Here is a 24,297-nt window from a genome sequence, read left to right on the forward strand (position 1 = left end):
AAGTCCGTTTGGACTCCAGATTGTGCTGCGCATCAGCACATTGGAAATAATTGCCCACAGGAAGATGTGACATGAACGAATACACAGCGCCACTGCGTGACATGCAGTTCGTCCTCAATGAACTTGGCCATCTGGACGAAGTCAGCCGCCTTCCCGGCTGCGACGGGCTCAGCGCCGATCTTGCCGACGCGATCCTCAACGAGGCCGGGAAGTTCGCCCAGGGGGTACTCTCCCCGCTCAACGTCAGCGGCGACCGCGAAGGGGCGCGTTGGCTGGATGGCGAGGTCACCACCGCCAGGGGCTGGCGCGAGGCTTACCAGCAGTTCGTCGAAGGTGGCTGGAATGCGCTGTCCTGTGAACCTGAGTTCGGTGGCCAGGACTTGCCGTTCCTGGTGTCGACCCTGGTCGATGAAATGTGGTATGGGGCCAATATGGCATTCGGTCTCTGCCCCATGCTGACCCGTGGCGCCATCGAAGCCATCGAGCTGTGTGGCTCGCACGCGCTGAAAGAAACCTACTTGCCGAAAATGATCAGCGGCGAGTGGACGGGCACCATGAACCTCACCGAGCCACAAGCCGGTTCGGACCTGGCCGCCATACGCAGCCGCGCCGAACCTCAGGCGGATGGAACCTACCGAATCCACGGGCAAAAAATCTTCATTACCTACGGCGAGCACGACCTCACTGACAACATCGTGCATCTGGTGTTGGCTCGCGTCCCGAGCGCGCCAGAGGGGGTCAAGGGTATTTCGCTGTTCGTGGTGCCAAAGTTCCTGGTGGACGCCGACGGCAATTCGGGCGCGCGTAACGATGTGCGTTGCGTGTCGATCGAACACAAGCTTGGTATCCATGCGAGCCCGACCGCCGTGCTGGCCTTCGGCGACAACAACGGTGCCATCGGCTGGCTGGTAGGTGAAGAAAACCGCGGCCTGGAATACATGTTCGTCATGATGAACGCCGCACGATTCTCCGTCGGTGTCGAAGGCATTGGCTTGTCCGAGCGAGCCTATCAACGTGCCCTGGCCTACGCCCGCGATCGCGTGCAAGGCGCCGAGATCGGCAGCAGCAATCGTGACAAGGTCGCTATCATCCGGCACCCGGATGTACGGCGGATGCTGTTGTCGATGAAGTCCCGCACCGAGGCCATGCGCGCCCTGGCGTGCCTCGTGGCGAGCGCCATGGATAGCGCCCATCGCCATGTCGATCCCGAACAGCGCCGGCACAGCCAGGCCTTCGTCGACCTGATGATCCCGGTGGTCAAGGGCTGGTGCACCGAGAACGCGAACGACATTGCCTCGCTCGGCGTGCAGATCCATGGCGGCATGGGGTTCATCGAAGAAACAGGCGCTGCGCAACACCTGCGCGACGCGCGCATCATCAGCATCTACGAAGGCACTACCGGTATCCAGGCCGCCGATCTGATCGGCAGAAAAATTGCCAAAGACAAGGGCGCGGCGGTGGGCCATGTGATCGAACAGATACGCGATCTGGTGCAGCGCCTGGTGGACGCGGACGATCCGGCTCTGCACGGGATCGCCACAGCGCTGGAGCTGGGCATCGTCGCCCTGGAGCAAGCGGTGGCATTTATCGTTTCAAACTATGGGAGCCGGGTGGCAAGGGTATCCGTGGGTGCGGTGCCGTTCCTCGAACTGTTCGGCACCGTCGCGGGCGGCTGGCAACTGGGCCAGTCGGCGCTGGTCGCCCTGCAGCGCCTGAAAGATGGCAGCGCGGAACAGGCTTTCTATAGCGCCAAACTGGTGACGGCAGGCTTCTATGCCGAGCACATTATGGCCCGCGCCAGTGGCCTGGCGCAGACCGTGATTCAAGGGGGTGATGCGGCACTGGCCATGGACGACGAGCAGTTCTGACACTCGCCAGTCGCAGAAGAGTACTTCTCTAAAACAATTGTAGGAGCGAGCTTGCTCGCGAAGGTGTGTCAGCTGCATTGATTCCGACTGACACACCATCGCGAGCAAGCTCGCTCCTACAGGGGCCTCCCGCACGCTGAATCACAGGATCACTTTGCAGTACAACGATCCATGACCTCTCGCATGCGCTGCAGGTATTCCGCGCGCCCGAGATGGATGAGATGGCTGCCCGGGAACCAGTGCAATTGGCTGCCCGGCCAGTGCTGTTGCAGCAAACGCAGGTGGCGCACTGGGCAAACCCATTCCGGTCACAGACAAGCAGACACCGGCACAGGCCTCGTGCCAGAAGTCACGGATCACCGACACCCTCACCCGCATGGTCATCGACAATATTTCGGCTTCCGCGCGCATGGCCGCGCCGCTGAGACGCGTACTGCCCAAGCTCGCCACGCACGGCCTGCGCCGCCTCGCTCAATCGCTGCGATCATCCGAAGGTGGCGTACCGCGCACACGATTTAACGCCAATGTGTCGGCCCAACGTGTCTGGGACTCGGTGACGCTGGATCTCGCCACGGTGAAGCAGATCAAAGGAATGGTCCCCGGGGCGACGATCAACGACGCGGTGCTTGCAATGATCGGCGGCGCGATGCGCCGTTATTTGCAGGCAAAAGACGAACTGCCGGAAAAATCCCTGGTGAGCATGGCGCCCGTCAATACGCGCCAGGAAGGGGCCGAGCGCACGTCCAATACGATTTCAATCCTCAGGTTCCCGTTGGGTACTGACATGGAAGACCCGCTTGAGCGTCTTCAGGCGGTACAGCTCGCCACGGCTGAATGCAAGGCGACCCAGAATGCGATTGGCGCCCATGAACTGACGAATCTGCACAAGTTCACCCCACCGGCGACGCTGGGCCTTGCCGGCCGCCTGGCGACACTGACGGCGGGGGCGGCAAGGGCCCAGTCTTGCTGCACAACTGCATGGTGACCAACGTCCCCGGCCCCAACACGGAACTCTACCTGCTCGGGGCGAAGCTTGTGCACTGGGGCGGCATGGGTCCGCTGGCCGATGGCATGTCACTGATCTGGAACCCGACCAGCTACTGCGGAAAGATGTTCATTTCATTGACCAGTTCACCGAACATCGTTTCCGATCCGGATTTTCTCGCGCGCTGCCTGCTGGACTCCTATGAAGAAATGAGTCAGGCGGCCAGGCAGATGACCCCACCGATCCCGGCGACCAAAGTGCTGAGCAAGCGTCGCAAACAGGCGTCAGGCAAGCCAGGGCAGGTCCGGACTGTAGCCTCCAGGGAGACAAACAACGAGCACTGAGCCCCTCCCCCCCTAACGTTGGGGGGGCCGCAAAACCCCGGCTGCATTATTTTCAACACATGACAATCCGTTGCGCCCTTCACGTTCGCGAACAGGTGAGCCTATGAAAATAATAATAATGCTGTGTGTCATTGCATCGCTGACCGCGATGCTGGTAACCATCACCCCGATCAGGGAAGTCTGGCTGCAATCGCGTTATCTGCCCGACGATCCGTGCAAGGCCCATCCATACACCTGCTTCAGGCCAGTGGTGAGTTTCGCCTCGCTGCACTGACCGCTCTCAGCCGCGACCGACACCGGACCGGGTGCGAAACTGGGCCGGCGTGGTTCCGTGGGCCGTCTTGAAGGCGGCTGTCAGGTGGCTTTGTGAACTGAAACCGCACTCCAGCGCGACATGCAGGATGGGCAGGTCGGTTTGCATGAGCAGTTCGCGCGCGTGCTCGAGCCGCAGGTTCATCACATACCGGTGGGGTGCAATGCCCATGGCATTGTCGAACAGCCGGCGAAAATGCGCCGGGCTAACGCCGGCCCGGGTTGCCAACTGGTTGATCGACAAGTCTTCGGCCAGGTGCTCGCGCATGTAAGCCACCACCGATTGCAGACGCGCCAACTGAATGTGCGGCGGGTTGATCGAACCCAGGGTCTGCAGGCGTAGCGCACGGCACACCTGTTCGAGCATCACCGCCGCCAGCCGCGCCATGAACCCTTGGTCGGCCTGTTTTCCCATATTCAGCTCATCGAGCAGCTGCCGGGCCGCCGCACTGACCAGAGCGTCGCTGAAGGCCAGCGGTGCCTGGGTCCTGGCACAGCACTCCAGCAACTGGCCAAACACACCGTCACTGCGCTCGGGAATGTAGAACACCGCGAAGTCCACGCTGCCCGAGTAGCGCCAATGGGTGGCGCAGTGGGCCGGCATCAGCATCGACATGCTGGGCAAAGTGCTCAGGCGCGACGTCTCGTCCGTGCCCTCTTCCACCCGCGAACCACCGAATTGAGTGAGCAGGGTCATGACCCCCACCGGGGGCATGTCGAGGTCTGTCTCGTGCAGAAAATAGCGCTCGGCGTGCAGCGGCATCTGGTTGCACACCAGGCCACCGACCATGGGCAGCCCCAACACTTCATGGACTTTCTGTTGCGGCGTCACCGGCGCTCCCTGATGAGCAGATTTTGACAAATATGCCCCCTTTTCCAGTGAGTTGTCGATCCCGGGAAGAACAATCATGGCGTCCATGTTCCAGCCCCCACGCGGTCGATTGCGTGGGTTCGTTCCTTCCCCGGATGAGCAAGCGCCAATGATCACATTACATGACACTTTGCAGTTGCCCGCCGTTGGCCTGACGGGTTTTGAAACGCCATTGAGCGAAGAAGAAGCGGCCATCCAGCAATCGGTGCATCAGTTCGCCAGGAACGTACTGCGCCCGGTCGGCCAAGCCCTCGACAAGATGCAAGCGGCCGATGTCTGCGCGCCCGGCTCGCCCTTCTGGTCGGTGTTCGCCCAAGCGGCACAGCTGGGTCTGGACCCGGAACTGCTGGCGCAGTTTCCCGCCGAAACCGCCGTGCGCCTGGAGTCGCTGATTGGCGAGGAAATGGGCTGGGGCGATGCCGGCCTGGCCGTTTCCCTGGCGGTCGCCGGCTTCCCGCTGCGCATGGCAAAGGCCGTGGGCAATCAGGAGCTGGTGGAACTGTGCCAGGGCAAGATCGGCTGCTGGATGATCACTCATCCGGACAAGGGCAGCGACATCATGGTCTATGACATGAAGCGCGAATGGCCTCACGGCCAGTCCGGCAACAAGGGCACCCTCACCGCCAGAGTCGGCAAGGACGAGATCGTCCTCAACGGCCAATGCTCGGCCTGGGTCTCCAACGGGGCCGTGGCGCAGGTGGCGCTGGCCTACATCACCGCCGACTATGGCGACGGCTTTTTCGACGCCGACGGCCGCCCCAACGGCGTTGCCGTGATCGTGCCCCTGGACCTGCCCGGCGTATCGCGCGGCAAGCCGCTGGACAAGATCGGCCAGCGCTCGCTGCCCCAGGGCGAAGTCTATTTCGACAACGTGAAAATACCGGCGCGCTTCGCCATCGCCGGCAAGGATCAATACTACGGCAACCAGTCCTCGGCCTGGTCCTACGCCGGCACGCACATGTCCCAGGTGTTCACCGGAGTGGCGCGCGGGGCGTTCGAAATGGCCTTGCAGTACTGCCATGAACGCAAACAGGGCGGTCAGTTGCTGATCGACCATCAGCTCACCCGCTATCGACTGGGCGACATGCTGCGTCAGGTCGAGCTGGCACGCGCGGTGGCCCGACGCTCCCTGGCGTTCGCCCGCCTGTCGCCACAGAGCCATCCCTACGCCACGGCGTCGGCCAAGGTGACCGTCACCGAAGCCTGCATGAAGGTCGCCCATGAAGCGCTGCAGCTGTTCGGCGGTGCCGGTACTTCCCGCGAATACCCGATCGAAAAGATCTTCCGCGATGCCCGCGCCGCCCTGATCGAAGACGGCGAGAACGCCATCATCACCATGCGTGTTGGCCTGTTGTGCCAACAGCTTTATGCCGAAGGCTGGTCGCAGTACTGACCCCGGCCCTGCCCTCCCAAAAAAAAACAACCAACAACCTGTTAAAAACAAGAGAGACACGAAAATGGCTAAATATCCCGTCGTCGTTTATGGCGCCAGCGGCTACACCGGCATGCTCACCATGGACTGGCTGATCGACCAGAACATCCCCTTCACCGCCGTGGCACGCAATGCCGGACGCGTGCACGAGATGATGGCCCAGCGCGTGGTGCGCCTGGAGTCGGCCACCTATGAAGTCATCGAAGCCGAGCACACGGTCGAGGCGCTGACCGAGGCGTTCCGTGGCGCCAAGGTGGTCTGCAACACCGTCGGCCCGTTCGTCAAATTCGGCCTGACCACGGTCGAAGCCGCGCTCAAGGCCGGCTGCCATCACCTGGATACCACCGGTGAGCAAAGCTACATGCGCGAAGTGCGGGAGAAGTTCGGCCATCTCTATGCCCAGGCCGGCCTGCTGGTCTCGCCATCGTTGTCCTACATGTTCACCTACGCGGAAATCGCCGCCGAACTGGCCCTGGAAACGCCGGGCATCGACGCTCTGGAAACTTCGACCCTGTGCCGTGGCCCGCGCGGAGTCGGTGCCGGTGTGACCGTGGGCTCGACCGCCTCGATCTTCGAGATGTACCGCGCCGAGCAATGCTACCTGTGGGAGAAAAAACTGGTCCCGCACGCCGTCGGCACCTCCTTCAGCATTCCTTCGCCTGACTTCCTGCAGCCGGTCTTTGCCCTGCCATGGGGCGGCACTTCATTGCCGGTGTATTTCGACAACGACCCGCGCGTGCGCTCCTGTGTCTCCTGCGTCGGCTTCTACGACAACGACGTGATGAAGATGGTGCATGGCCTGGGGCAGAAGTGGGACGCCGAATACAAACACCTGCCGGCAGAGCATCAGGATGAAGTGCTCAAGCAGATCGTGCAGTCGACCACGCCGAGCATGCCGCCGCGCGAGCGCACCACCACCGTGCGCATGGTCGACACCGCCATCGGCCGCGGCCAGTTGTCGGCCGTGCGTGCCACCGTGCATGGCACCACCGCCTATATCGCCACCGGGGCCTTGCAGGTTGCCGCCGCGATCAAGCTGATCGATGGCGAAACCGCCAAGGTCGGCTTCGCTTCCGGCTCCAAGGCGTTCGGGCATCGCTACCTGCTGGGCTTCCTGGAAGAGCGTGGCCTGGCACGGGCCACGGTCACCCAGCTCTGATCGGCGGCACGGGAGTCCTTCATGGCCATCATTGATTTCTACGACCGCGGCTGGGGTTTGAACCCGGACGGCATCGCCTATATCCAGGGCGCGCGGTCCTACACCTTCGAGGAAGTCGGTGCGTTGTCCTGTCGCATCGCCAACACCCTGCTGGCCCTGGGCTTGCCCAAGGAAACCAAGGGCGCGGTGTGGTCGGCCAACGACGTCACCGCCTGGGCCTGCACCCTGGGCCTGTGGCGCGCCAACATGACCTGGATACCGGTCAATGCGCGTAACTCGGCACAAGAGAACCACTACATCCTCGATGCCTTCGATTGCGAGGTGATGTTCTACCAGGACGAGTTCGCCGCGATCATCGACGACCTGCGTCCGTCGCTGCCGAAGATCCGGCACTGGGTCTGCATCGATGCCGAAGGTCGCGATGCGCCGTCGCTGCAACGCTGGAGCGCGGAGCAGCCCTCGACCCGTCCTGAAGTCAGCTACGACATGGACGACGTGATCATGCTCTCGCCCACGGGCGGCACCACCGGCATGCCCAAGGGGGTGATGAATACGCACCGCAGTACGCAGACCTTCATCGCCCACTTCATGCTGGCCTGCGCCTACCGCAATGGCGAGACGCCGGTGAACCTGGCCGCCGCGCCCATGACCCACACGGCCGGTCTGCTGGCCGTGCCGTGCACCGCCCAGGGCGGCACGGTGGTGGTGGTGACCAGGCCCGACCCGGCGGTGATGCTCGGCGCGATCATGCAGCACAAGGTCACCGAGTTTTTCCTGCCGCCGACGGTGATCTACAAGCTGCTGGAAATGCCCGGCATCGAGACGCTCGACCTGTCCTCGGTCAAGTACCTGATGTACGGCGCGGCCCCCATGTCGGTGCAGAAACTGAAAAAGGCCATCGAGGTGTTCGGCCCGATCATGGCCGGCGGTTACGGCCAGACCGAAGCCCCGGCCAGCATCGCCTTCCTGCGCCCCGATGAGCACCTGGTCGACGGCCGGATGGCCAGCGACGAGCGCCTGTCATCGGTCGGCCGTCCCTACCCGTTGATCCGCGTGGAGGTCATGGACGATGACCAGCGGATCCTGCCACGCGGCGCCACCGGCGAGATCTGCGTGCGCGGCGACCTGGTCATGAAGGGCTACTACAAGCAGCCGGACAGGACCGCCGAAACCCTTATCGACGGCTGGCTGCACACCGGCGACATCGGTCACATCGACGCCGAAGGCTACCTGCACCTGACCGACCGCAAGAAGGACATGATCATTTCCGGCGGCTTCAACGTGTACCCCAGCGAAGTCGAGCAAGTGCTGTGGAGCCATCCAGCGGTACAGGACTGCGCGGTGATCGGTGTACCGGACGAGAAATGGGGCGAAGCGGTCAAGGCCGTGGTCGAACTCAACCCCGGCCTGAGCGTCAGCGCCCAGGCACTGATCGACTTGTGCAAGGAACGGCTGGGCCACGTCATGGCGCCCAAGTCGGTCGATTTCGTCGACAGCCTGCCGCGCAGCCCGGTGGGCAAGGTGTTGAAGAAAGACCTGCGCCAGCCCTATTGGCAGAACCTGGATCGAAACATCTGACGCCTGTAACCGGCCCTGGCCTGCATCGACGACTGCGCCCGATGCAGGCCCTGGGCCCTCCGATTGCTTCCCTGACTCATCACAAGGAAATTTCATGAGCACCGTCTATATCGCCGGCATCGCCATGACCGTCTTCGGCCGACACCTCGAACGCAGCCTCGATGACCTGGCGCGCGAAGCGCTCGATGGCGCATTGCAGGATGCCGGGTGCCGCACCGAAGACCTGGGCATCGCCTTTTATGCCGGCATGACCAATGGCCCGCTGCAAGGCCAGATCGCCATCCCCGGCCAGGTCGTACTGAGCAAGGTCGGCATCGAAGGCATCCCCATCTACAACATCGAAAACGCCTGCGCCTCGGGCAGTGCCGCCTTCAACCTGGCCGTGCAGAGCCTCAAGGCCGGCACCACCGACGTGGCGCTGGCGATCGGTGCCGAGAAGATGAACATCGCCGACAAGCTCAAGGCCCTCTCGATTTTCGAGGCTGGCTGGGATATTTCCCGCGCCGAGCAGAACTACCAGACCCTGGTGCAAATGGGCGAAGGGGTCGACGTGCCCGAAGGCAGTGAATCGGACAAACCCTACAGCAAGTTCATGGCCATCTACGCTGCGATGTGTCGACACCACATGAGCACCTATGGCACCACGCAACGGCAGATTGCCGCGGTGTCGGCGAAGAACCATACCCACTCGGTGCACAACCCTTACTCGCAGTTCCGTAAGCCTTTCAGCATCGAAGAGATCCTGGCGGCGCCGCCCATCACTTACCCGATTACCCTGCCGATGTGCGCCCCTCTGTCCGACGGCGCTGCCGCCGCCATTCTGTGCACCGAGGAAGGCCTCAAGCGCATCGGTGCCGACAAGAGCCGTTGCATCAAGGTCTCGGCCAGCGTCATCCGCAGTTTCAGCAACCGTCGCCTCGATCAGCCCGAGCTCCACGTCGGGCGCCTGGCCGCCAAAATGGCCTATGAACAGGCCGGCCTCGGCCCCCGCGACATGCACGTGGCCGAAGTGCACGACGCCTCGGCCATGGGCGAAATCATCCAGGTGGAGAACCTCGGCTTCGTCGCCCCCGGTGAAGGCGGTCCGGCCGCCGAACGTGGCGAGTTCACCCTGGGCGGGCGCGTTCCGGTCAACACCTCCGGCGGTCTCGAATCCAAGGGCCATCCGCTGGGCGCCACCGGTATCGGCCAACTCTATGAACTGGTGACCCAGTTGCGCGGCGAAGCCGGCAAGCGCCAGGTCGAAGGCGCGCGGCATGCCATACAGGAAAACGGCGGCGGCCTGCAGGGCGTCGAAGAAGCGGCGGTGGCGATTCATATCCTGAGCAAGTAGCCGCCCTCCCTGCCAATCAAGAGGTAGCCAAGATGTTCAACAACAAAGTGGTGGTGATCAGCGGCGCCGGCTCCGGTATCGGCCGCGAACTGGCTGTGCAACTGGCCCGGGAGGGAGCGCTGCTGGCGCTCTCGGACATCGACCGTTCGAGCCTCGATGCCACCCTGGGATTGCTCCCTGAAGCGAGTCAGGCCCGGGGCTACACGCTGGATGTTTCGTCCTGGTCGGCGTTCCAGGACCACGCCGAAGAGGTCATGCGCGATTTCGGCACGGTTCACTACGTCATCAACAATGCCGGCGCCACGGTGATCGGCACCGTGGCCAACACCAGCATCGAAGAGTTCGAGTGGCAACTGGGCATCAACCTGTGGGGCGTGCTGTACGGCACCAAGGCCTTCCTGCCGACGATGCTGGCCCAGCGTGAAGGTTGCATCGTCAACATTTCCAGCGTGTTCGGCCTGGTCAGCTACCCCACGCAAAGCGCCTACAACATGTCGAAGTTCGCCGTGCGCGGCCTGACCGAATGCCTCTGGGCCGAACTCAGGGGCAGCGGCGTGCGCGCCATCAGCGTCCACCCCGGCGGCATCAGGACCAACATCGAGCGGGCCGGCCGGCGCTGCAAGGCCGCAGGTGAGGAGGAAGCGAAGTTCGCCCGCCTGGCCGACAAGATGCTGCTGACCCCACCCGCCGACTGCGCCGCCGACATCATTTACGGCATGCGCAACGGCAGCCGCCGGGTCATCACCGGCAACAAGTCCAGCACCCTGTTCTGGCTGAGCCGATTGTTCCCCAACAGCTACCCCACCCTGCTCAGGCTGCTGGGCTGAGCCTTGTCTGACCCTATTGAGGAGTACTCCATGTCCAACGCATACGCCCGTACCCTGTTCAGTATCGCCGCCGGCTTCAACATCCTGGCGGGCCTGCCCTTGCTGGTGGCCACGCAGCCGGTCGCCCAACTGATGGGCTTGCAGATGACCCCGACCACCGGCCTGTTCATCCAGATCACCATGATCGTGGTGCTGATGTTCGGCTGGGCCTACTGGATGATCAGCCGCGACCCGGTGCGCTATCGCCCCTACATCGTGCTGGGGATCGCGCTGAAGATCCTCGTGGTCGCGGTCATCACCAGCCACTGGCTGGCGGGCACCATTGCCTGGCCGCTGCCGACACTGGCGGCGAGCGACATCGTCTTTGCCCTGCTGTTCTGGCGCTACCTGAGCAGCACCCGTTCGGCGCAAGCCCTCACGCAATTGCACTGATTGAAGACCGCGCGCATCACCCACCCCCCTCGTCGCCGGGGGGGTAATTTCTGCCCGCTCCCGCACGATGCCACTCAGAACATCCACCTGCCGCCAACGGCCCATCCGAGGAGCACCACCATGCTGTATGAAAGCATCGATACCGCCGCCATCAACGCCGACGACCTGCCCTGGGTGCCTTTCGCGCCTTACAACGACGAGGTTTTCATCAAGTACATCAAGTGCGATCCGGTGCGTGGCGAGGTCATTACCCTGCTCAAGGCACCCGCCAGCATGACCCTGCCCAAGCACCACCACTCCGGCACCGTGATCGTCTACACCATCAAGGGTGGCTGGAAGTACCTCGAACACGACTGGATCTCCACCGAAGGTGGCGTGGTGTTCGAGACGGCCGCCACCAGCCATACGCCCATCGGCCTGCCCGAGCACGGCGACGAGGTGATCACGTTCAACGTCACCCTGGGCGATCTCATGTACATGGACGAAAACGACAACATCGTTGCCATCGAGAACTGGAAGACCAGCGTGCAACGCTACCTGGCCTACTGCGAGGCCAACGACATCCAGCCCAAGGACATCACCAGTTTCTCGGTCTGACCGATACCCGGCGCCCCTCCCCGAGGGGGGCGCCCCACTCACTCCGCCAACAACAAGAACAGGAGTCTTCCATGATTCAGAAGTTTGCGCGCACCGGACATTTCACGCTGAAGGTGAGCATGCTGCTGGCGAGCTCCGTCGCCTGCGCCCAGGACACCCTGCCCTTCGCGCCGACGCCTTCGGCCAGCACCGCCGGGCCGACCCTGCAGGATTCCCATCACCAGAAGCGCCAGGCCCAGTCCCATGTACCCGCCGGTGCACCGAACATCCTGGTGATCATGCTCGATGACGCCGGTTTCGCCCAGGCCGACACGGTTGGCGGCGCCATCCACACCCCGACCCTGAGCCGGGTGGCCGACAGCGGTGTGCGTTACAACGCCTTCCATACCACCGCCATCAGTTCGGCCACCCGCGCCGCCCTGTTGACCGGACGCAATCACCACCGGGTCGGCAATGGCGTGATCGCCGAGCTGGCCACCGATTGGGACGGCTACACCGGCAAGATTCCCAAGAGTTCGGCGACCATGGCCGAAGTGCTCAAGCAATACGGCTACAGCACCGCCGCCTTCGGCAAATGGCACAACACACCGACGTCGGAAACCACCGCCGCCGGACCGTTCGACAGCTGGCCGACCGGCTATGGCTTTGAACACTTCTATGGCTTCATGGCCGGGGAAACCTCCCAGTACGAGCCGCGCCTGTATCGCAACACCACGCCGATCGAACCGCCTCGCGATCCCAAGTACCACCTCAGCGAAGACCTGGCCAACCGCGCAGTGAACTGGCTGCAGGACCACAGGACCTACGCCCCGGACAAACCCTTCTTCATGTACTGGGCCCCCGGTGCCGTGCACGGCCCGCACCAGGTCAACGCCCAATGGGCCGACAAGTACAAGGGCAAGTTCGACGCTGGCTGGGATGCGTATCGCGAGCAGACCTTCGCCCGCCAGAAAGCCATGGGCTTCATTCCCAAGGACGCCAGGCTGACCCCGCGCCCCGCCGAACTGCCGGCCTGGGACAGCCTCGACGCCGGGCAAAAGCAATACCAGGCGCGCCTGATGGAGGTTTACGCAGGCTTCCTCGAGCATGCCGATACCCAGGCCGGGAAGATCCTCGACGAGCTGGAACTGGAGGGTAAACGCGACAACACCCTGATTTTCTACGTGCTCGGCGACAACGGGGCCTCGGCCGAAGGCATGGAAGGCACCATCAACGAACTGCTGGCGCAGAACGGCATTCCGGTGCCCAAGGAGCAGCAGCTCAAGGTACTCAACGGCAGCTACGGTGGCCTGTCGGCCATCGGCGGTCCGAAACTCGAGAGCATGTACAACGCCGCCTGGGCCTGGGCGGGTTCAGGCCCCTTTATCGGGACTAAACTGGTGGCGGGTTACTTCGGCGGCACGCGCACGCCGATGGCGGTCTCCTGGCCCAAGCAGATCAAGGCCGATGCCAAGGTCCGCGGGCAGTTCCACCACGTCAACGATATTGTCCCGACGGTCTACGACATCCTCGACATCAGCGCGCCCAAGGTGGTCAACGGCGTCGAGCAGGACCCGATGGACGGCGTCAGCCTGCGCTACACCTTTGCCGATGCCGATGCGAAGTCGCGCAAGCCTCCGCAGTATTTCGAAGTGCTCGGCAGCCGTGGCATCTACAAGGACGGCTGGATCGCCTCGGTATTCGGCCCGCGCAAACCCTGGGTGCAAGGGTTTGCCCAGTTCATGGGCTGGAACCCGGACAACGACCAGTGGGCGCTGTACGACCTTGGCAACGACTACTCGCAAGCCACGGATGTCGCTGCCAGCCACCCGGAAAAACTCGCTGAGCTGAAGGCCGAGTTCGATACCCAGGCCAAGGCCAACCACGTCTACCCGATCGGCGCCGGTCTGTTTCCCTTCATGAACCCGGATGTACGCCCGGGTACCGACAAACGTGAATGGAATTTCAGCGATCGCACCCAGCGCTTCCCGGAGTTCACCGCGCCCAACCTGCGCAGCCGCAACAACCGGGTACTGGTGACCGCCGAAGTGCCGGCCAAGGCCAGTGGCGTGCTGTATGCCATGGGCGGGATCGGTGGCGGTGTCAGCCTGTACCTGGACGACGGTTACCTGGTCTACGAGTACAACGCCCTGGCCATTGCGCGGGTCAAGCTGCGCTCGACCGAACGCGTGCCGGCCGGTAAAGCCAACATCGAAGTGTTGACCCAAATGAGCACGACCAAACTGGGCGCGCCAGCCAATCTGAGTCTGCGCCTGGGGGGGCAGGAAGTCGCCAGCGGCGTGACGCCGTTCACCCCGGCATTCACCTTCACCGCCAGCGAAACCTTTGACGTGGCCCAGGACCTCGGCTCGCCGGTTGCCCTGGATTACTTCGACCGCGCGCCGTTCGCTTTCAACGGCAAGGTCGACGACGTGCATGTCGCTTACTTGCCCTGAACCCTTGCCCTGCCCAGGAGATTTCCATGGCCACTACCGAACTTAAAAACAAGAACGTCCTGATCACTGGCGCCGCTTCCGGCATCGGTCGCGCCGCGGCCCTCGCATTCGCCCGCCGTGGCGCCCGGATCATTGCCACCGACATCAATCTCGTTGCGCTCAGGCAGGTGCAGATGGACGTCGAAGCCCTCGGTTCCCGTTGCACCATCCATCAGCTCGATGTCTCCAGCAGTGAAGCCGTGCGGGAGCTGGCCGAGAAGCTCCATGCCTCGCTCGGGGCGCTCGACGTGCTGATCAACAACGCCGGCATCGGCTACCTGGGCCAGTTCCTGCAAAGCGACCTGGCCCACTGGCAGCGGGTGCTGGACATCAACGTGATGGGGGTGGTGCATGGCTGCTATCACTTCATCCCGCAGATGCTCAAGGCCGGCGGGCCACGCCATGTGCTCAACGTGGCGTCGGCGGCCGGTCTGTATCCGTCGCCGACGATGGCGGCTTATGCCGCCTCCAAGCATGCGGTGTTCGGGTTCAACGAAGTACTGAAGATGGAGCTGGCCGACAGCGATATCTGCGTGACCACCGTGTGTCCCGGCATCATCAATACGCCGATCACCCATGCCCGCAACAACGTCTCGCCTTCGGTCGACGAAGCCCAGCTCACGCGACTGCACAAGTACTATCAGACCAAGGGCTGCGGGCCTGAGGTGGTCGCCGAAGGCATGGTCCGCGCCGTGCAAAAGAGCCAGGACCTGTTGCTGGTCGGGCCCTTTGCGAAGGTGCTGTACCACCTGCGTCGCCTGTCCTTGGGCCTGTTGCGTCGCTTCGTGCTGAACGATGCACGCAAGGTCGGGTTCCTCTGATGGCGAGCGCTTCTCCTGTCGTGCAAGGGTTGCACTTGATGGCCAAGCCGGTCGGTCCGATCTGCAACCTCGATTGCAGCTACTGCTTCTACCTGGAAAAGGAGCAGTTTTACCCGCCCAGAGAGCGCTTTCGCATGTCCGACGAGGTGTTGCGCGCGTACATCCAGGGTTACATCGCCGCGCAACCCAGCCCCGAAGTGGAGTTCACCTGGCAAGGCGGCGAGCCGACCTTGCTGGGCCTGGATTTTTTCCGGCGGGCGGTGGCCTGCCAGCGCGAGTTTGGCGCTGGCAAGGTCATCCGCAATACCCTGCAAACCAACGGCACCCTGCTCGATGACGAGTGGTGTGCCTTTCTTGCCCGCGAGGGGTTCATGGTCGGCCTGAGCCTCGACGGGCCGCGTGAAGTCCACGACCTCTACCGACCGGACAAGCGTGGCCGCTCCAGTTTCGATGCGGTCATGGCTGGCCTGGGCCTGCTGAAGAAACACGGGGTGCCGTTCAACGTGCTGGTCACCGTGGCCCGCGACGTGGCGAATCATCCGCTGGAAATCTATGGTTTTCTCAAGGCCCAGGGTGTGCGGCATATCCAGTTCAACCCGGTGGTCGAACGCCTTCCGGGCGCAGCGGACGTCAAGCAGGGCCTGAGTTTCGCCACGCCGCCGGAGCTGCGCCTGCATGCCGTGGGCGAACCCGGGGTGGTCACGGCGCAGAGTGTCGAACCCGAGCGCTATGGCGACTTTCTCATCGCCATCTTCAACGAATGGGTACGCCATGACGTCGGCGACATCCATGTGATGAACTTCGAATGGGCCTTGGCGGCCTGGTGCCAGCTGGCGCCTTCGGTCTGCCTGTTCAGCCCGCGCTGCGGCAAGGCTGCGATCGTCGAACATGACGGCAGCGTCTATTCCTGCGACCACTTCATGTACCCGGAGTATCGACTGGGTAATATCCAGGAAGACGACCCGGCCACCCTGCTCGCCTCCCCGGCCCAGCAGGCGTTCGGCGCGGCCAAGGAAACCACGTTGCCGACCTTGTGCCGGCAATGCGACTACCGCTTCGCCTGCCACGGCGAATGCCCGAAAAACCGCTTCATGACCGCGCCCAACGGCGAGCCCGGACTGAACTACCTGTGCCCCGCCTACAAGAAATACTTCCGCCACCTGACGCCCTACATGAACGCCATGGCCCAGTTGATCAGCCATGACCAGCCCGCTTCGCTGATCATGCAGGCCTTCGACGGCCCACTGATCGTGCCGCTCAAGCCTGCGTGATAAAGGGGGGGCTCAACTGCGCCTCCCTGCTGACGTGATTTCACGACGCCCCTGATTCGCAAAATTGGCGTACCCGAACGGGATTCAAAAATCAAAAGATCGCAGCCTTCGGCAGCTCCTACAGGGATTTTTGTCCATCCACGATATTGGCGGTGTACCCGGTTGATGTAGGAGCTGCCGAAGGCTGCGATCTTTTGATCTTGCTTGTTAACGACAAGATCAACAGATCGTCCGAACGCAGCCCGAGCCTATTGAAAAATCAAAATCAAAAGATCGCAGCCTGCGGCAGCTCCTACAGGGATTTTTGTCCGTCCGCGATATTGGCGGTGTACCCGGTTGATGTAGGAGCTGCCGCAGGCTGCGATCTTTTGATCTTCTTGCCCCCTCGTGAGGCGAGCGGAGGTTCTGCGCAGTGGGCACCGCGGCATGGATGGCGGCGGGCTCTGTAGGAGCGAGCTTGCTCCGGGCGGCGTTCCGACGAAAAACCTGAGAGCACCGCGGGGTGTCAGGCCCCCCGCATCATCGTTGACCTCCATCGCGAGCAAGCTCCTACAGAGCCCGCCGTATGGGCGGAACCATTAGCGGTCGTTATCGCAGGAATGGATATGTGCGCGAACAGAGAGCCTGGTCAGCCCGAAGGCCGCCAAGATCAAAAGATCGCAGCCTTCGGCAGCTCCTACAGGTTTTTTGTCCGTCCACGATATTGGCGGTGTACGCGGTTAATGTAGGAGCTGCCGCAGGCTGCGATCTTTTGATCTTCTTGCCCCCTCGTGAGGCCGAGTGGAGGTTCTGCGTAGTGGGCACCGCGGCATGGATGCCGCGGTAGCCGCCCCCGGCCATGGATGGCCGATGGCGGCGGGCTCTGTAGGAGCGAGCTTGCTCGCGAAAAACCTGAGAGCACCGCGGGGTGTCAGGCTCCCCGCATCATCGTTGACCTCCATCGCGAGCAAGCTCGCTCCTACAGGCTTTTCCAAGTGACCCGCTGTAAGAGCGGAACCATTAGCGGCCGTTACCGCAGGAATGGATATGTACACGAACAAAGAGCCTGGTCGGCCCGAAGGCCGCCAAGATCAAGATCAAGATCAAAAGATCGCAGGCAGATCAGCGAGCCTTCCTGAGCAAGAAATGCGACAACGCCGGTATCAGCACCAGCGCTCCAATCATGTTCCAGATGAACATGAAGGTCAGCAGGATCCCCATGTCCGCCTGGAATTTGATCGGCGACCAGGCCCAGGTGATGACGCCCGCCGCCAGGGTGATGCCCACCAGAGCGACCACCTTGCCGGTGAACGCCACCGAGTTCCTGTAAGCCTCGGTCAACGACAGGCCGGCACGCTGCTGGGCCAACTGCACACTGAGCAGGTACAGCGCGTAATCCACGCCGATCCCTACGCCCAGGGCGATCACCGGCAGCGTGGCCACTTTCACGCCCATGCCAAGACACACCATCAATGCCTCGCAGAGCACTGACGTCAGCATCAACGGCACCACCGCCACCACGACCGCGCGCCAGCTGCGAAAGGTGATGAAGCACAGCACGATCACTGCGCCATACACGTACACCAGCATGGTGCGGTTGGCCTCGCGGACCACGATGTTGGTCGCTGCTTCGATCCCCGCGCTACCGGCCGCGAGCATGAACTGGCGTTCACCGTTGCTGTGTTCGCGAGCAAAGGCCCCGGCGACACTGACCACATGCTCGAGGGTCTGTGCCTTGTGGTCGGCCAGGTAGGCCACCACCGGCATCATCGAACAGTCGCTGTTGAACAGTTCAGGGTTGTTCACCGAGGCCTGTTGCGCGCCATAGTTGAGTACGTCCTGATTGCGCGCGATGGTCAGCATCTTCGGGTTGCCTTCATAGGAACCCGCGGTGATCTGCCGTACGGCGTTGACCAGCGACACAGTGGTCTGCACCCCCGGCTGCTGTTGCAACAGCCAGCCGAGACGGTCGGCCTCGACCAGGGTCTCGTACTTCAGGCAACCCTCGCTCGCGGTCTTGACCATTACCGCGAACTGGTCGCTGGACAGCGAGTAGTTGTCGGTGATGTAGGCATTGTCGCGATTGTAGCGGGAGTCTGCGCGCAGCTCGGGCGCACCCGGGTCAAGGTCGCCGATCTGCAACTGGGTGCTGACCATGAACCCGCCCGCCGCCAGCAAGCCGGCGACGATCACCGCGACTGTGGCCCAGCGACGCTCGGTAAAGCGGTCGAGCAGGCTCCACAGGTTGCCCAGGCCCTTGCCGTGCAGTTCCTTGTCTTCCTGACGCAGGCTGCGCGCCGCCGCCTTGCGACTGACACCGCAATACGACAACAACACCGGCAGCAGCACCAGGTTGGTGAAGATCAACACCGCCACACCGATGCTGGCAGTGACCGCCAGGTCCTGGATCACCGGGATGTCGATCAGCATCAGCACGGCAAAGCCGACCGCATCGGCGAGCAAGGCCGTGAGCCCCGCAAGGAACAGGCGGCGGAAGGTGTAGCGCGCCGCGACCAGTTGGTGTGTGCCGCGCCCCACATCCTGCATGATGCCGTTCATCTTCTGCGCACCGTGGGACACGCCGATGGCGAACACCAGGAACGGCACCAGGATCGAGAACGGGTCGAGCGCATAACCCATCAGCGCGACCAGACCCAGTTGCCAGGCCACGGCGATCACCGAGCAGAGAATCACCAGCGTGGTGCTGCGCACGCAGCGGGTGAAGAAATAGATGATCGACGTGGCGATCAGCGCAGCGGCGCCAAAGTACATCATCACCAGTACCAGGCCGTCGATCAGGTCGCCGACCAGCTTGGCGAAGCCGATCACGCGGACCTTGATCGGGCCCTTGCCCTCCTCGCCCCGGGCATGGGTTTCATTACCGCCGGCGAACTCGTACTTGTTACGCAATTGCTCTTCGAGAACCCGCGAAAAAGCGTGGTAGTCGATGGCCTCGCCGGTGACCGGATCTTTCTCCAGCAGCGGCACGAAAATCATGCTCGACTTGAAGTTGTTGCCCACCAGGCTGCCGACGATGCCGGAACGAGCGATGTTCAAGCGCAGCTGTTCGACGCCCTTGGCCGAGCCATCGTAGGCATCGGGCATCACCGGCCCGCCGCGAAACCCCTCTTCGGTCACTTCGGTCCAGCGCACCGCCGGCGTCCACAGCGACTTGACCCAGGCACGGTCCACACCCGGGGTCACGAACAGGGTGTCGTTGATCTGCTTGAGCACATCGAGGTATTGCGGGTCGAAGATATCGCCTTCGGTGTTTTCCACCACCACCCGCACCGCATTGCCGAGCCCGCGCAAGGACTGGCGGTTTTCCAGGTAGTTCTGAATGAACGGCTGGCTTTGCGGCAGCATTTTTTCGAAGCTGGCAGTCAGGCTCAGGCGAGTGGCTGCGAAGTAACCGAGCAGCACGGTGATCACCAGGCAACTCAGCACCACCAGCAGGCGGTTGTTGAAGATCAAGCGTTCGAGCAGGTTGCCGGAACGGGCGTCGAAGCCCTTGAGCTCCCGCACCACCGGCATCGTATCGAGTTCGTAGGTACCCATATCGTGTCTTGTCTCTTTTGTTGTACGCAGGTGGGCTTATTCGAGGGGTAGCTGGCGAAGTCCGCGGGCGCCGGCCAGTACCAGTGCACCGGCCGTTGACACTTGCGCCGCGGCCACCGGCGTCAGGCCGTTTTTCGCCTGCAGCTTGAAACTTGCGCCATCGTCGTTGCTGACCAGTACATGGCCGGCCTGGCTCAACAGGATGATCCGACCGTCTGCAGTGACCGTGCCGGCGGTGATGCTCAGGGGCAGGCCAAGCTCGACCTTGTTCCAGTGGGCACCGCCATCGACGCTGCGGTAGGCGTTGCCGCGCAGACCGAACACCAGCACCGCGCCGGGCTTGCCGACAATGCCGAAAAAACTGCCGTTGTAGGGCGTGGGGGTGGCCTTGAAACGCTCGCTGGCCGGGTCGAACTTGAGCACCAGGCCCTGCTCGCCGACAACGAACAGTGCATTGCCGGCCGGGCGCAAGGCGTACAGGTTCAAGGCGCTTGGGTTGTCGGTCCGGTCTAGCCACGGCGTCCAGCTGCGGCCACCATTGTCGGTACGGAAAATCAGGTTGAAGGCGCCGACGATGTAACCGACCTGGTCATTCTCGAACCACACATCGAGGAACGGCTTGTCGGCGCCCTCTTCGAACATGCGCTGGGCATCGGCCAACAAGCCGGCGACCGTCTCGTCGTCCGGCTGAGCCGCGGCCTGCTTGCGGTAATACGCGAGCAGGGTCGAACCGACGTCGCGGCCGTCGAATTGACGGCGCCAGCTTTCGCCCGCGTCGCTGCTGTGCAACACCACGCCGTCATGGCCGACGGCCCAGCCCTGGGACGGACTGGGGAAATGCACGGCCACCAGGTCAGAACTGACCGGTACCCTGGCCTGACGCCATTGCAGGCCTGCATCGTCCGAATAGAAAATGTGGCCACGCTGGCCGACCGCGACCAGGCGCCCGCCGGCACTGGCCAGTCCCGTGAAAATGCCATGCAGCGCCTTGTCGGTCTGCAACGCCGGCCGGTCGAGGGTGTCGGCGAAATCCGCCGCCACCACGGCACGGGTGAAAGGCAAGGCCAACGCGGCACCCAGTGCAATGAGCACTATCCATCTGAATTTGTTCATCGCTGTTTCCCGGATAAAAAAAGCCACCGGAAGAGGTGTGGCCTCTCCCCGATGGCAAATACCACATGGAGCTCTTTCAGCGGATTCCGGCACCGGCCAGCGATTCCGGAGCCCACTGGGCCTTGGAGAGCGGCTCGATGTACTTCACGCCACCGTACGGCCCGTACATCCCGGTGATGTTGTAGCTACCGGTGATGAAGTCGTAGAACAGGTGGTTGTCGGAGTTCGGCGCCTGCACGTCGTAGCTGTAGGCCATGTGGGCGAAGGCGCCGCGGTACAGCTTGCCGCTGGCGTCGTATTCGTCCGAAGCCAGGGCAATCCAGCTGTCCTCATCGAGGTAGAAGGTGCGCTTGCTGTAGATGTGGCGCTTGCCCGGCTTCAGGGTCGCTTCCACGACCCACACGCGGTGCAGTTCCCAGCGCATCAGGTCGGGGTTGACGTGGTTGGGGGTGGTCACGTCCGCCGCCACCTTGTGGTAGTTCAACTTGTAGGTGTTGTACGGGACGTACATTTCCTTCTTGCCCACCAGCTTGAAGTCGTAACGGTCCAGGGCGCCGTTGAACACCCAGGAATCGTCATAGGTCGAGCTGCCGGCCGACCCCGGGTTCGGCGTGTCGTAGGCGATGTCCGGCGCCAGTTTCACCCGGCGTTGTCCCGGCAGGTACTGCCAGCCACGGCGGCCTTGCTTGAGCGGGTTGACCGCATCGACCACCAGGATGGCTTCACCGGCGCGGCGTGCCGGGCCCTGGTAATACAGCTTGGTCTTGAAGAACACGTCGCTCTCGTTGGCCGCCGTGGTACGGGCCGGGTCGTACAGCGGGTATTCGATGTAGGCGTTGCCGGTGGTGGCCAGGGTCGCCCTGCCCGAGGAATCGACGTTCCAGGAATCGTACTTGGAGTTCAGCGCAAAGCCCTGATAACGCAGCAGATGGTTCCACATGGCTTCATAGCCGTCGGCGGGGATCGGGAACGGCACGCCGGGCAACGCATTGTCCAGGGCTACCCCGCCCTCAGTGGTTTTGGTTCCGACCGCATTTTTCGCCGTGTTGTCCAGCAATCGCTGAGGCATGGCCACGGTACGGTGGGTCGGGTAGACATCGACGCGGAACGACGGGAAGCGCTTGAGCAGTTCCTGGGTCGAGGCTGTCATCTTGCCGGCGTACTGGGCAGCATTACCGGCGTTGATCACCGTCAGCGGCTTTTCATTCTCGAAGGGGTCGGGGCGAAACGAGCTGCCCGCCTGGTAGCTGGCCGGCGCCTGGGTCAGGCCACCGGTATAGGCCGGGATGCTGCCGTCGGCATTGCCGGCTTTTTCGGCACCGACGCCGGTCAGTGTGCTGCCAAGCCGGGCGGCCTGGTCGGAAGATACGGCCGCGTGGGCGGCACCGGTTACCGCCAGCGCAAGGGCTGCGGCCAATACGGATTGGGCGAATTTCATGGGGTCTCTCCTGTTGCCTGGCAACGTTCGATCAGATAGTCGTTTTGAAGGTGAAGGTGACCATGCCGCGATCCTTGAGCTGGGCCGATGTACCGCCAAAGGCAGTGGCCTGCCCCGGGGTGCAGTTGTACTGGCCATTGGCGCCGGGTGCGGCACCTTCTCCCTGGCTGCCGGCATTGCCGGCGCGGTCGCAGGTATCGAACGGACCGAAGTTGTCCACGTACTTCAGGTCGAAGCGATACTGGTTGTGCACGTCCATGCCAACGCCGATCGAATAGCTTCCGGAGTCTTCGTTGCCCCCCATCTGGACGGCGGAGTTGCCATTGAGGCCGACGTTGTAGGTGGCCGGCATGTAGAAATCGATGCCGGGGAAAACCTGATACCAGGTCGGGTTGAAGTTGACGCCGATGACGTAGTTGTCCTTGCTGACCTTGTCCACGCCGCGGTACCAGTCCTCACCCTTGAACAGCTGCTTGTTGTCGGTCACGTCCAGCCAGCGGCTGTAGCCCAGCTCCACCAGCAGCGAGGCGCTGTCCCACACCGGGGTGTCGGCGAAGGTGGTCAGGCCGTTGAGCACCGCATGTACGGTGTTGCCTCGGGCCACGCCGTTGTTGCCATCGAAACTGCCGATGAATCCGGGCAGACCGGCGGCGGCCGCGGCCGGGCTGACGGTGGCGGCGACACTGGCCAGCGGCATGTTCTCGCGGTAGTTGAGGTCGAAACCGACGCTGACCCCGGCGATGCTCTTGGACAGGCTGATGCCGTAGATATCGATATCGTCGACGTAGAACTGGTTGTAGCTGCCGATGTTGCCCGAGATCAGTTGCGCCGGGCCGACAGCGGTCGGCTGCAGGACCAGGTTGGGCAGGATGTCCGAGGTGTTGCGGTAGTAGAAGCCCAGGGTCCCGTCCAGCCATTCCGGGCTCCACTTGGCCATCAGGCCGAAGTCGCCTTGATTGTCCGGGGTGAAGGTGTGGCCGTTGGTCAGGCGCAGGAACTCATTGGCGCCAATGGGGCCCGGGGCACCGAAGAGTGGGTTGCGTCCACCGATCAGCGACAGGTTGTGCCCGCCACTCTGGATGCCGTCGTTGAACCCCAGGTAGGTACCCGATTCAGGCAGGCGCGAGGCGTCCCAACCGAGGAAGTACTGGGCGCTCAGGGTCAGCTCCGGGCCAAAGGTCAGGCTGCTGGACAACTGGTTGCGCGGGATGAACAGTTCCTTGGCCTCGGTGCCCGGTACTGTCAGTCCCTTGGTGATGTCCAGGCCCGACTGGCCATAGCTGTTGCCGTGGGCGAAGGCCAGGATGCTTTCGCCCCAGTACTGGGTATGGCTGCCCAGCTTGGCGCTGAGCAGGGTTTCGTCACCGACCTCGGTGCTGCCAAACACGAAGGCATCGAGGATTTCCGCAGACGGTCCGTTGTAGTAACGGTCGGCATAACCGCTGATATGGCGTGAGTCCGGTACGCCGTTGTTGAGCTGGTTGGTCGAGGCGTTGGCACTGCCGACATTGTCATAGGCATGGTCGTACCAGCTGTTGGCGCTGACGCGAAAGCCGGCCTTCTGCTTGTAGACCACGTCCAGTTCCGAGAGCACGTCCAGACGCTGGGACACCGCACTGCCCGACGAGAAGTTGCGGTTGCCATCATTGTTGTTCCAGCTGTTGGCCAGCTTGCTGTTGGGACTTTCCACGCGCTGGCCGTAGTTGAGCTTGAACGTGTTGTCGAAGCGCACCGACAGGTCTTCGTTGCCCGTATCGATTTCCAGGGCTTGCACGGGCGCGATGCCCATCCCGGCCAGGATTGCTGTAGCCAAAAGCCCTCGACGCAGGTTTGCATGGCAGATCTTATTGTTGTTGTTCATCTAACGGGCTCACCTTCTCTGTGGTTCATGAAAACGCATTGAAA

General features: G+C 62.8%; 19 protein-coding genes. 14 read left to right on the forward strand and 5 right to left on the reverse strand.

Going from position 1 to position 24,297, the window contains the following annotated elements:
• Positions 1-71: 71 nt before the first annotated feature.
• The 4 genes from AC3WJW_RS14195 (at position 72) to AC3WJW_RS14210 (ending at position 3,471) form a co-directional block, all read left to right on the forward strand.
• Positions 72-1,868, forward strand: coding sequence for an acyl-CoA dehydrogenase (locus tag AC3WJW_RS14195; protein WP_493726429.1), 1,797 nt, complete (start codon positions 72-74; stop codon positions 1,866-1,868).
• Between the two features lie 376 nt (positions 1,869-2,244).
• Positions 2,245-2,853: a WS/DGAT domain-containing protein gene (locus tag AC3WJW_RS14200; protein ID WP_493726430.1), complete on the forward strand. Its 609-nt coding sequence runs from the start codon at positions 2,245-2,247 to the stop codon at positions 2,851-2,853.
• Entirely contained in the window at positions 2,847-3,197 is a 351-nt protein-coding gene (locus AC3WJW_RS14205; RefSeq protein ID WP_493726431.1) for a WS/DGAT domain-containing protein, read from the forward strand. The genes AC3WJW_RS14200 and AC3WJW_RS14205 overlap by 7 nt, the downstream gene beginning before the upstream one ends.
• A gap of 103 nt (positions 3,198-3,300) precedes the next feature.
• Positions 3,301-3,471 (forward strand): hypothetical protein, encoded by a 171-nt coding sequence (locus tag AC3WJW_RS14210; protein WP_493726432.1) that lies wholly within the window; start codon positions 3,301-3,303, stop codon positions 3,469-3,471.
• A gap of 6 nt (positions 3,472-3,477) precedes the next feature.
• On the opposite strand, the gene AC3WJW_RS14215 is transcribed toward AC3WJW_RS14210, so the two are convergent.
• Positions 3,478-4,341 (reverse strand): helix-turn-helix domain-containing protein, encoded by an 864-nt coding sequence (locus AC3WJW_RS14215; RefSeq protein ID WP_493726433.1) that lies wholly within the window; start codon positions 4,339-4,341, stop codon positions 3,478-3,480.
• Between the two features lie 148 nt (positions 4,342-4,489).
• Between AC3WJW_RS14215 and AC3WJW_RS14220 the strand changes: the two genes are divergently transcribed.
• The 10 genes from AC3WJW_RS14220 (at position 4,490) to AC3WJW_RS14265 (ending at position 16,304) form a co-directional block, all read left to right on the forward strand.
• Positions 4,490-5,773, forward strand: coding sequence for an acyl-CoA dehydrogenase family protein (locus tag AC3WJW_RS14220; protein ID WP_493726434.1), 1,284 nt, complete (start codon positions 4,490-4,492; stop codon positions 5,771-5,773).
• Between the two features lie 64 nt (positions 5,774-5,837).
• The gene (locus AC3WJW_RS14225) at positions 5,838-6,971 is read left to right on the forward strand and encodes a saccharopine dehydrogenase family protein (protein WP_493726435.1); all 1,134 of its coding nucleotides are present in this window, start codon (positions 5,838-5,840) and stop codon (positions 6,969-6,971) included.
• A gap of 21 nt (positions 6,972-6,992) precedes the next feature.
• Complete coding sequence (locus AC3WJW_RS14230; RefSeq protein WP_493726436.1) at positions 6,993-8,549, forward strand: AMP-binding protein; 1,557 nt, start codon at positions 6,993-6,995, stop codon at positions 8,547-8,549.
• A 94-nt stretch (positions 8,550-8,643) separates the two neighbouring features.
• Complete coding sequence (locus AC3WJW_RS14235) at positions 8,644-9,882, forward strand: thiolase family protein (RefSeq protein WP_493726437.1); 1,239 nt, start codon at positions 8,644-8,646, stop codon at positions 9,880-9,882.
• 32 nt (positions 9,883-9,914) lie between these two features.
• Positions 9,915-10,709 (forward strand): SDR family NAD(P)-dependent oxidoreductase, encoded by a 795-nt coding sequence (locus AC3WJW_RS14240; RefSeq protein ID WP_493726438.1) that lies wholly within the window; start codon positions 9,915-9,917, stop codon positions 10,707-10,709.
• Between the two features lie 30 nt (positions 10,710-10,739).
• Entirely contained in the window at positions 10,740-11,141 is a 402-nt protein-coding gene (locus AC3WJW_RS14245; protein ID WP_218503311.1) for a hypothetical protein, read from the forward strand.
• Between the two features lie 120 nt (positions 11,142-11,261).
• On the forward strand, positions 11,262-11,738 hold the full coding sequence (locus AC3WJW_RS14250; RefSeq protein ID WP_007998330.1) for a 2,4'-dihydroxyacetophenone dioxygenase family protein: 477 nt from the start codon (positions 11,262-11,264) through the stop codon (positions 11,736-11,738).
• A 71-nt stretch (positions 11,739-11,809) separates the two neighbouring features.
• Positions 11,810-14,173: an arylsulfatase gene (locus tag AC3WJW_RS14255; protein WP_493726439.1), complete on the forward strand. Its 2,364-nt coding sequence runs from the start codon at positions 11,810-11,812 to the stop codon at positions 14,171-14,173.
• A 26-nt stretch (positions 14,174-14,199) separates the two neighbouring features.
• A complete protein-coding gene (locus AC3WJW_RS14260) occupies positions 14,200-15,033 on the forward strand; it encodes an SDR family NAD(P)-dependent oxidoreductase (protein WP_493726440.1) in 834 nt (277 codons plus the stop codon).
• Positions 15,033-16,304, forward strand: a complete 1,272-nt coding sequence (locus AC3WJW_RS14265; protein WP_493726441.1) for an anaerobic sulfatase maturase — start codon at positions 15,033-15,035, stop codon at positions 16,302-16,304. The genes AC3WJW_RS14260 and AC3WJW_RS14265 overlap by 1 nt, the downstream gene beginning before the upstream one ends.
• A gap of 1,101 nt (positions 16,305-17,405) precedes the next feature.
• On the opposite strand, the gene AC3WJW_RS14270 is transcribed toward AC3WJW_RS14265, so the two are convergent.
• From AC3WJW_RS14270 to AC3WJW_RS14285, 4 genes are all read right to left on the reverse strand, one after another.
• The gene (locus tag AC3WJW_RS14270; protein ID WP_493726442.1) at positions 17,406-19,841 is read right to left on the reverse strand and encodes an efflux RND transporter permease subunit; all 2,436 of its coding nucleotides are present in this window, start codon (positions 19,839-19,841) and stop codon (positions 17,406-17,408) included.
• Positions 19,842-19,877: 36 nt separating this feature from the next.
• A complete protein-coding gene (locus AC3WJW_RS14275; protein ID WP_493726443.1) occupies positions 19,878-20,954 on the reverse strand; it encodes a WD40/YVTN/BNR-like repeat-containing protein in 1,077 nt (358 codons plus the stop codon).
• 76 nt (positions 20,955-21,030) lie between these two features.
• Entirely contained in the window at positions 21,031-22,392 is a 1,362-nt protein-coding gene (locus tag AC3WJW_RS14280; RefSeq protein WP_493726444.1) for a DUF1329 domain-containing protein, read from the reverse strand.
• 31 nt (positions 22,393-22,423) lie between these two features.
• Entirely contained in the window at positions 22,424-24,253 is a 1,830-nt protein-coding gene (locus tag AC3WJW_RS14285) for a DUF1302 domain-containing protein (RefSeq protein WP_493726445.1), read from the reverse strand.
• Positions 24,254-24,297: the final 44 nt, after the last annotated feature.

Source organism: Pseudomonas sp. GW821-FHT07G06 (genome assembly GCF_058986625.1).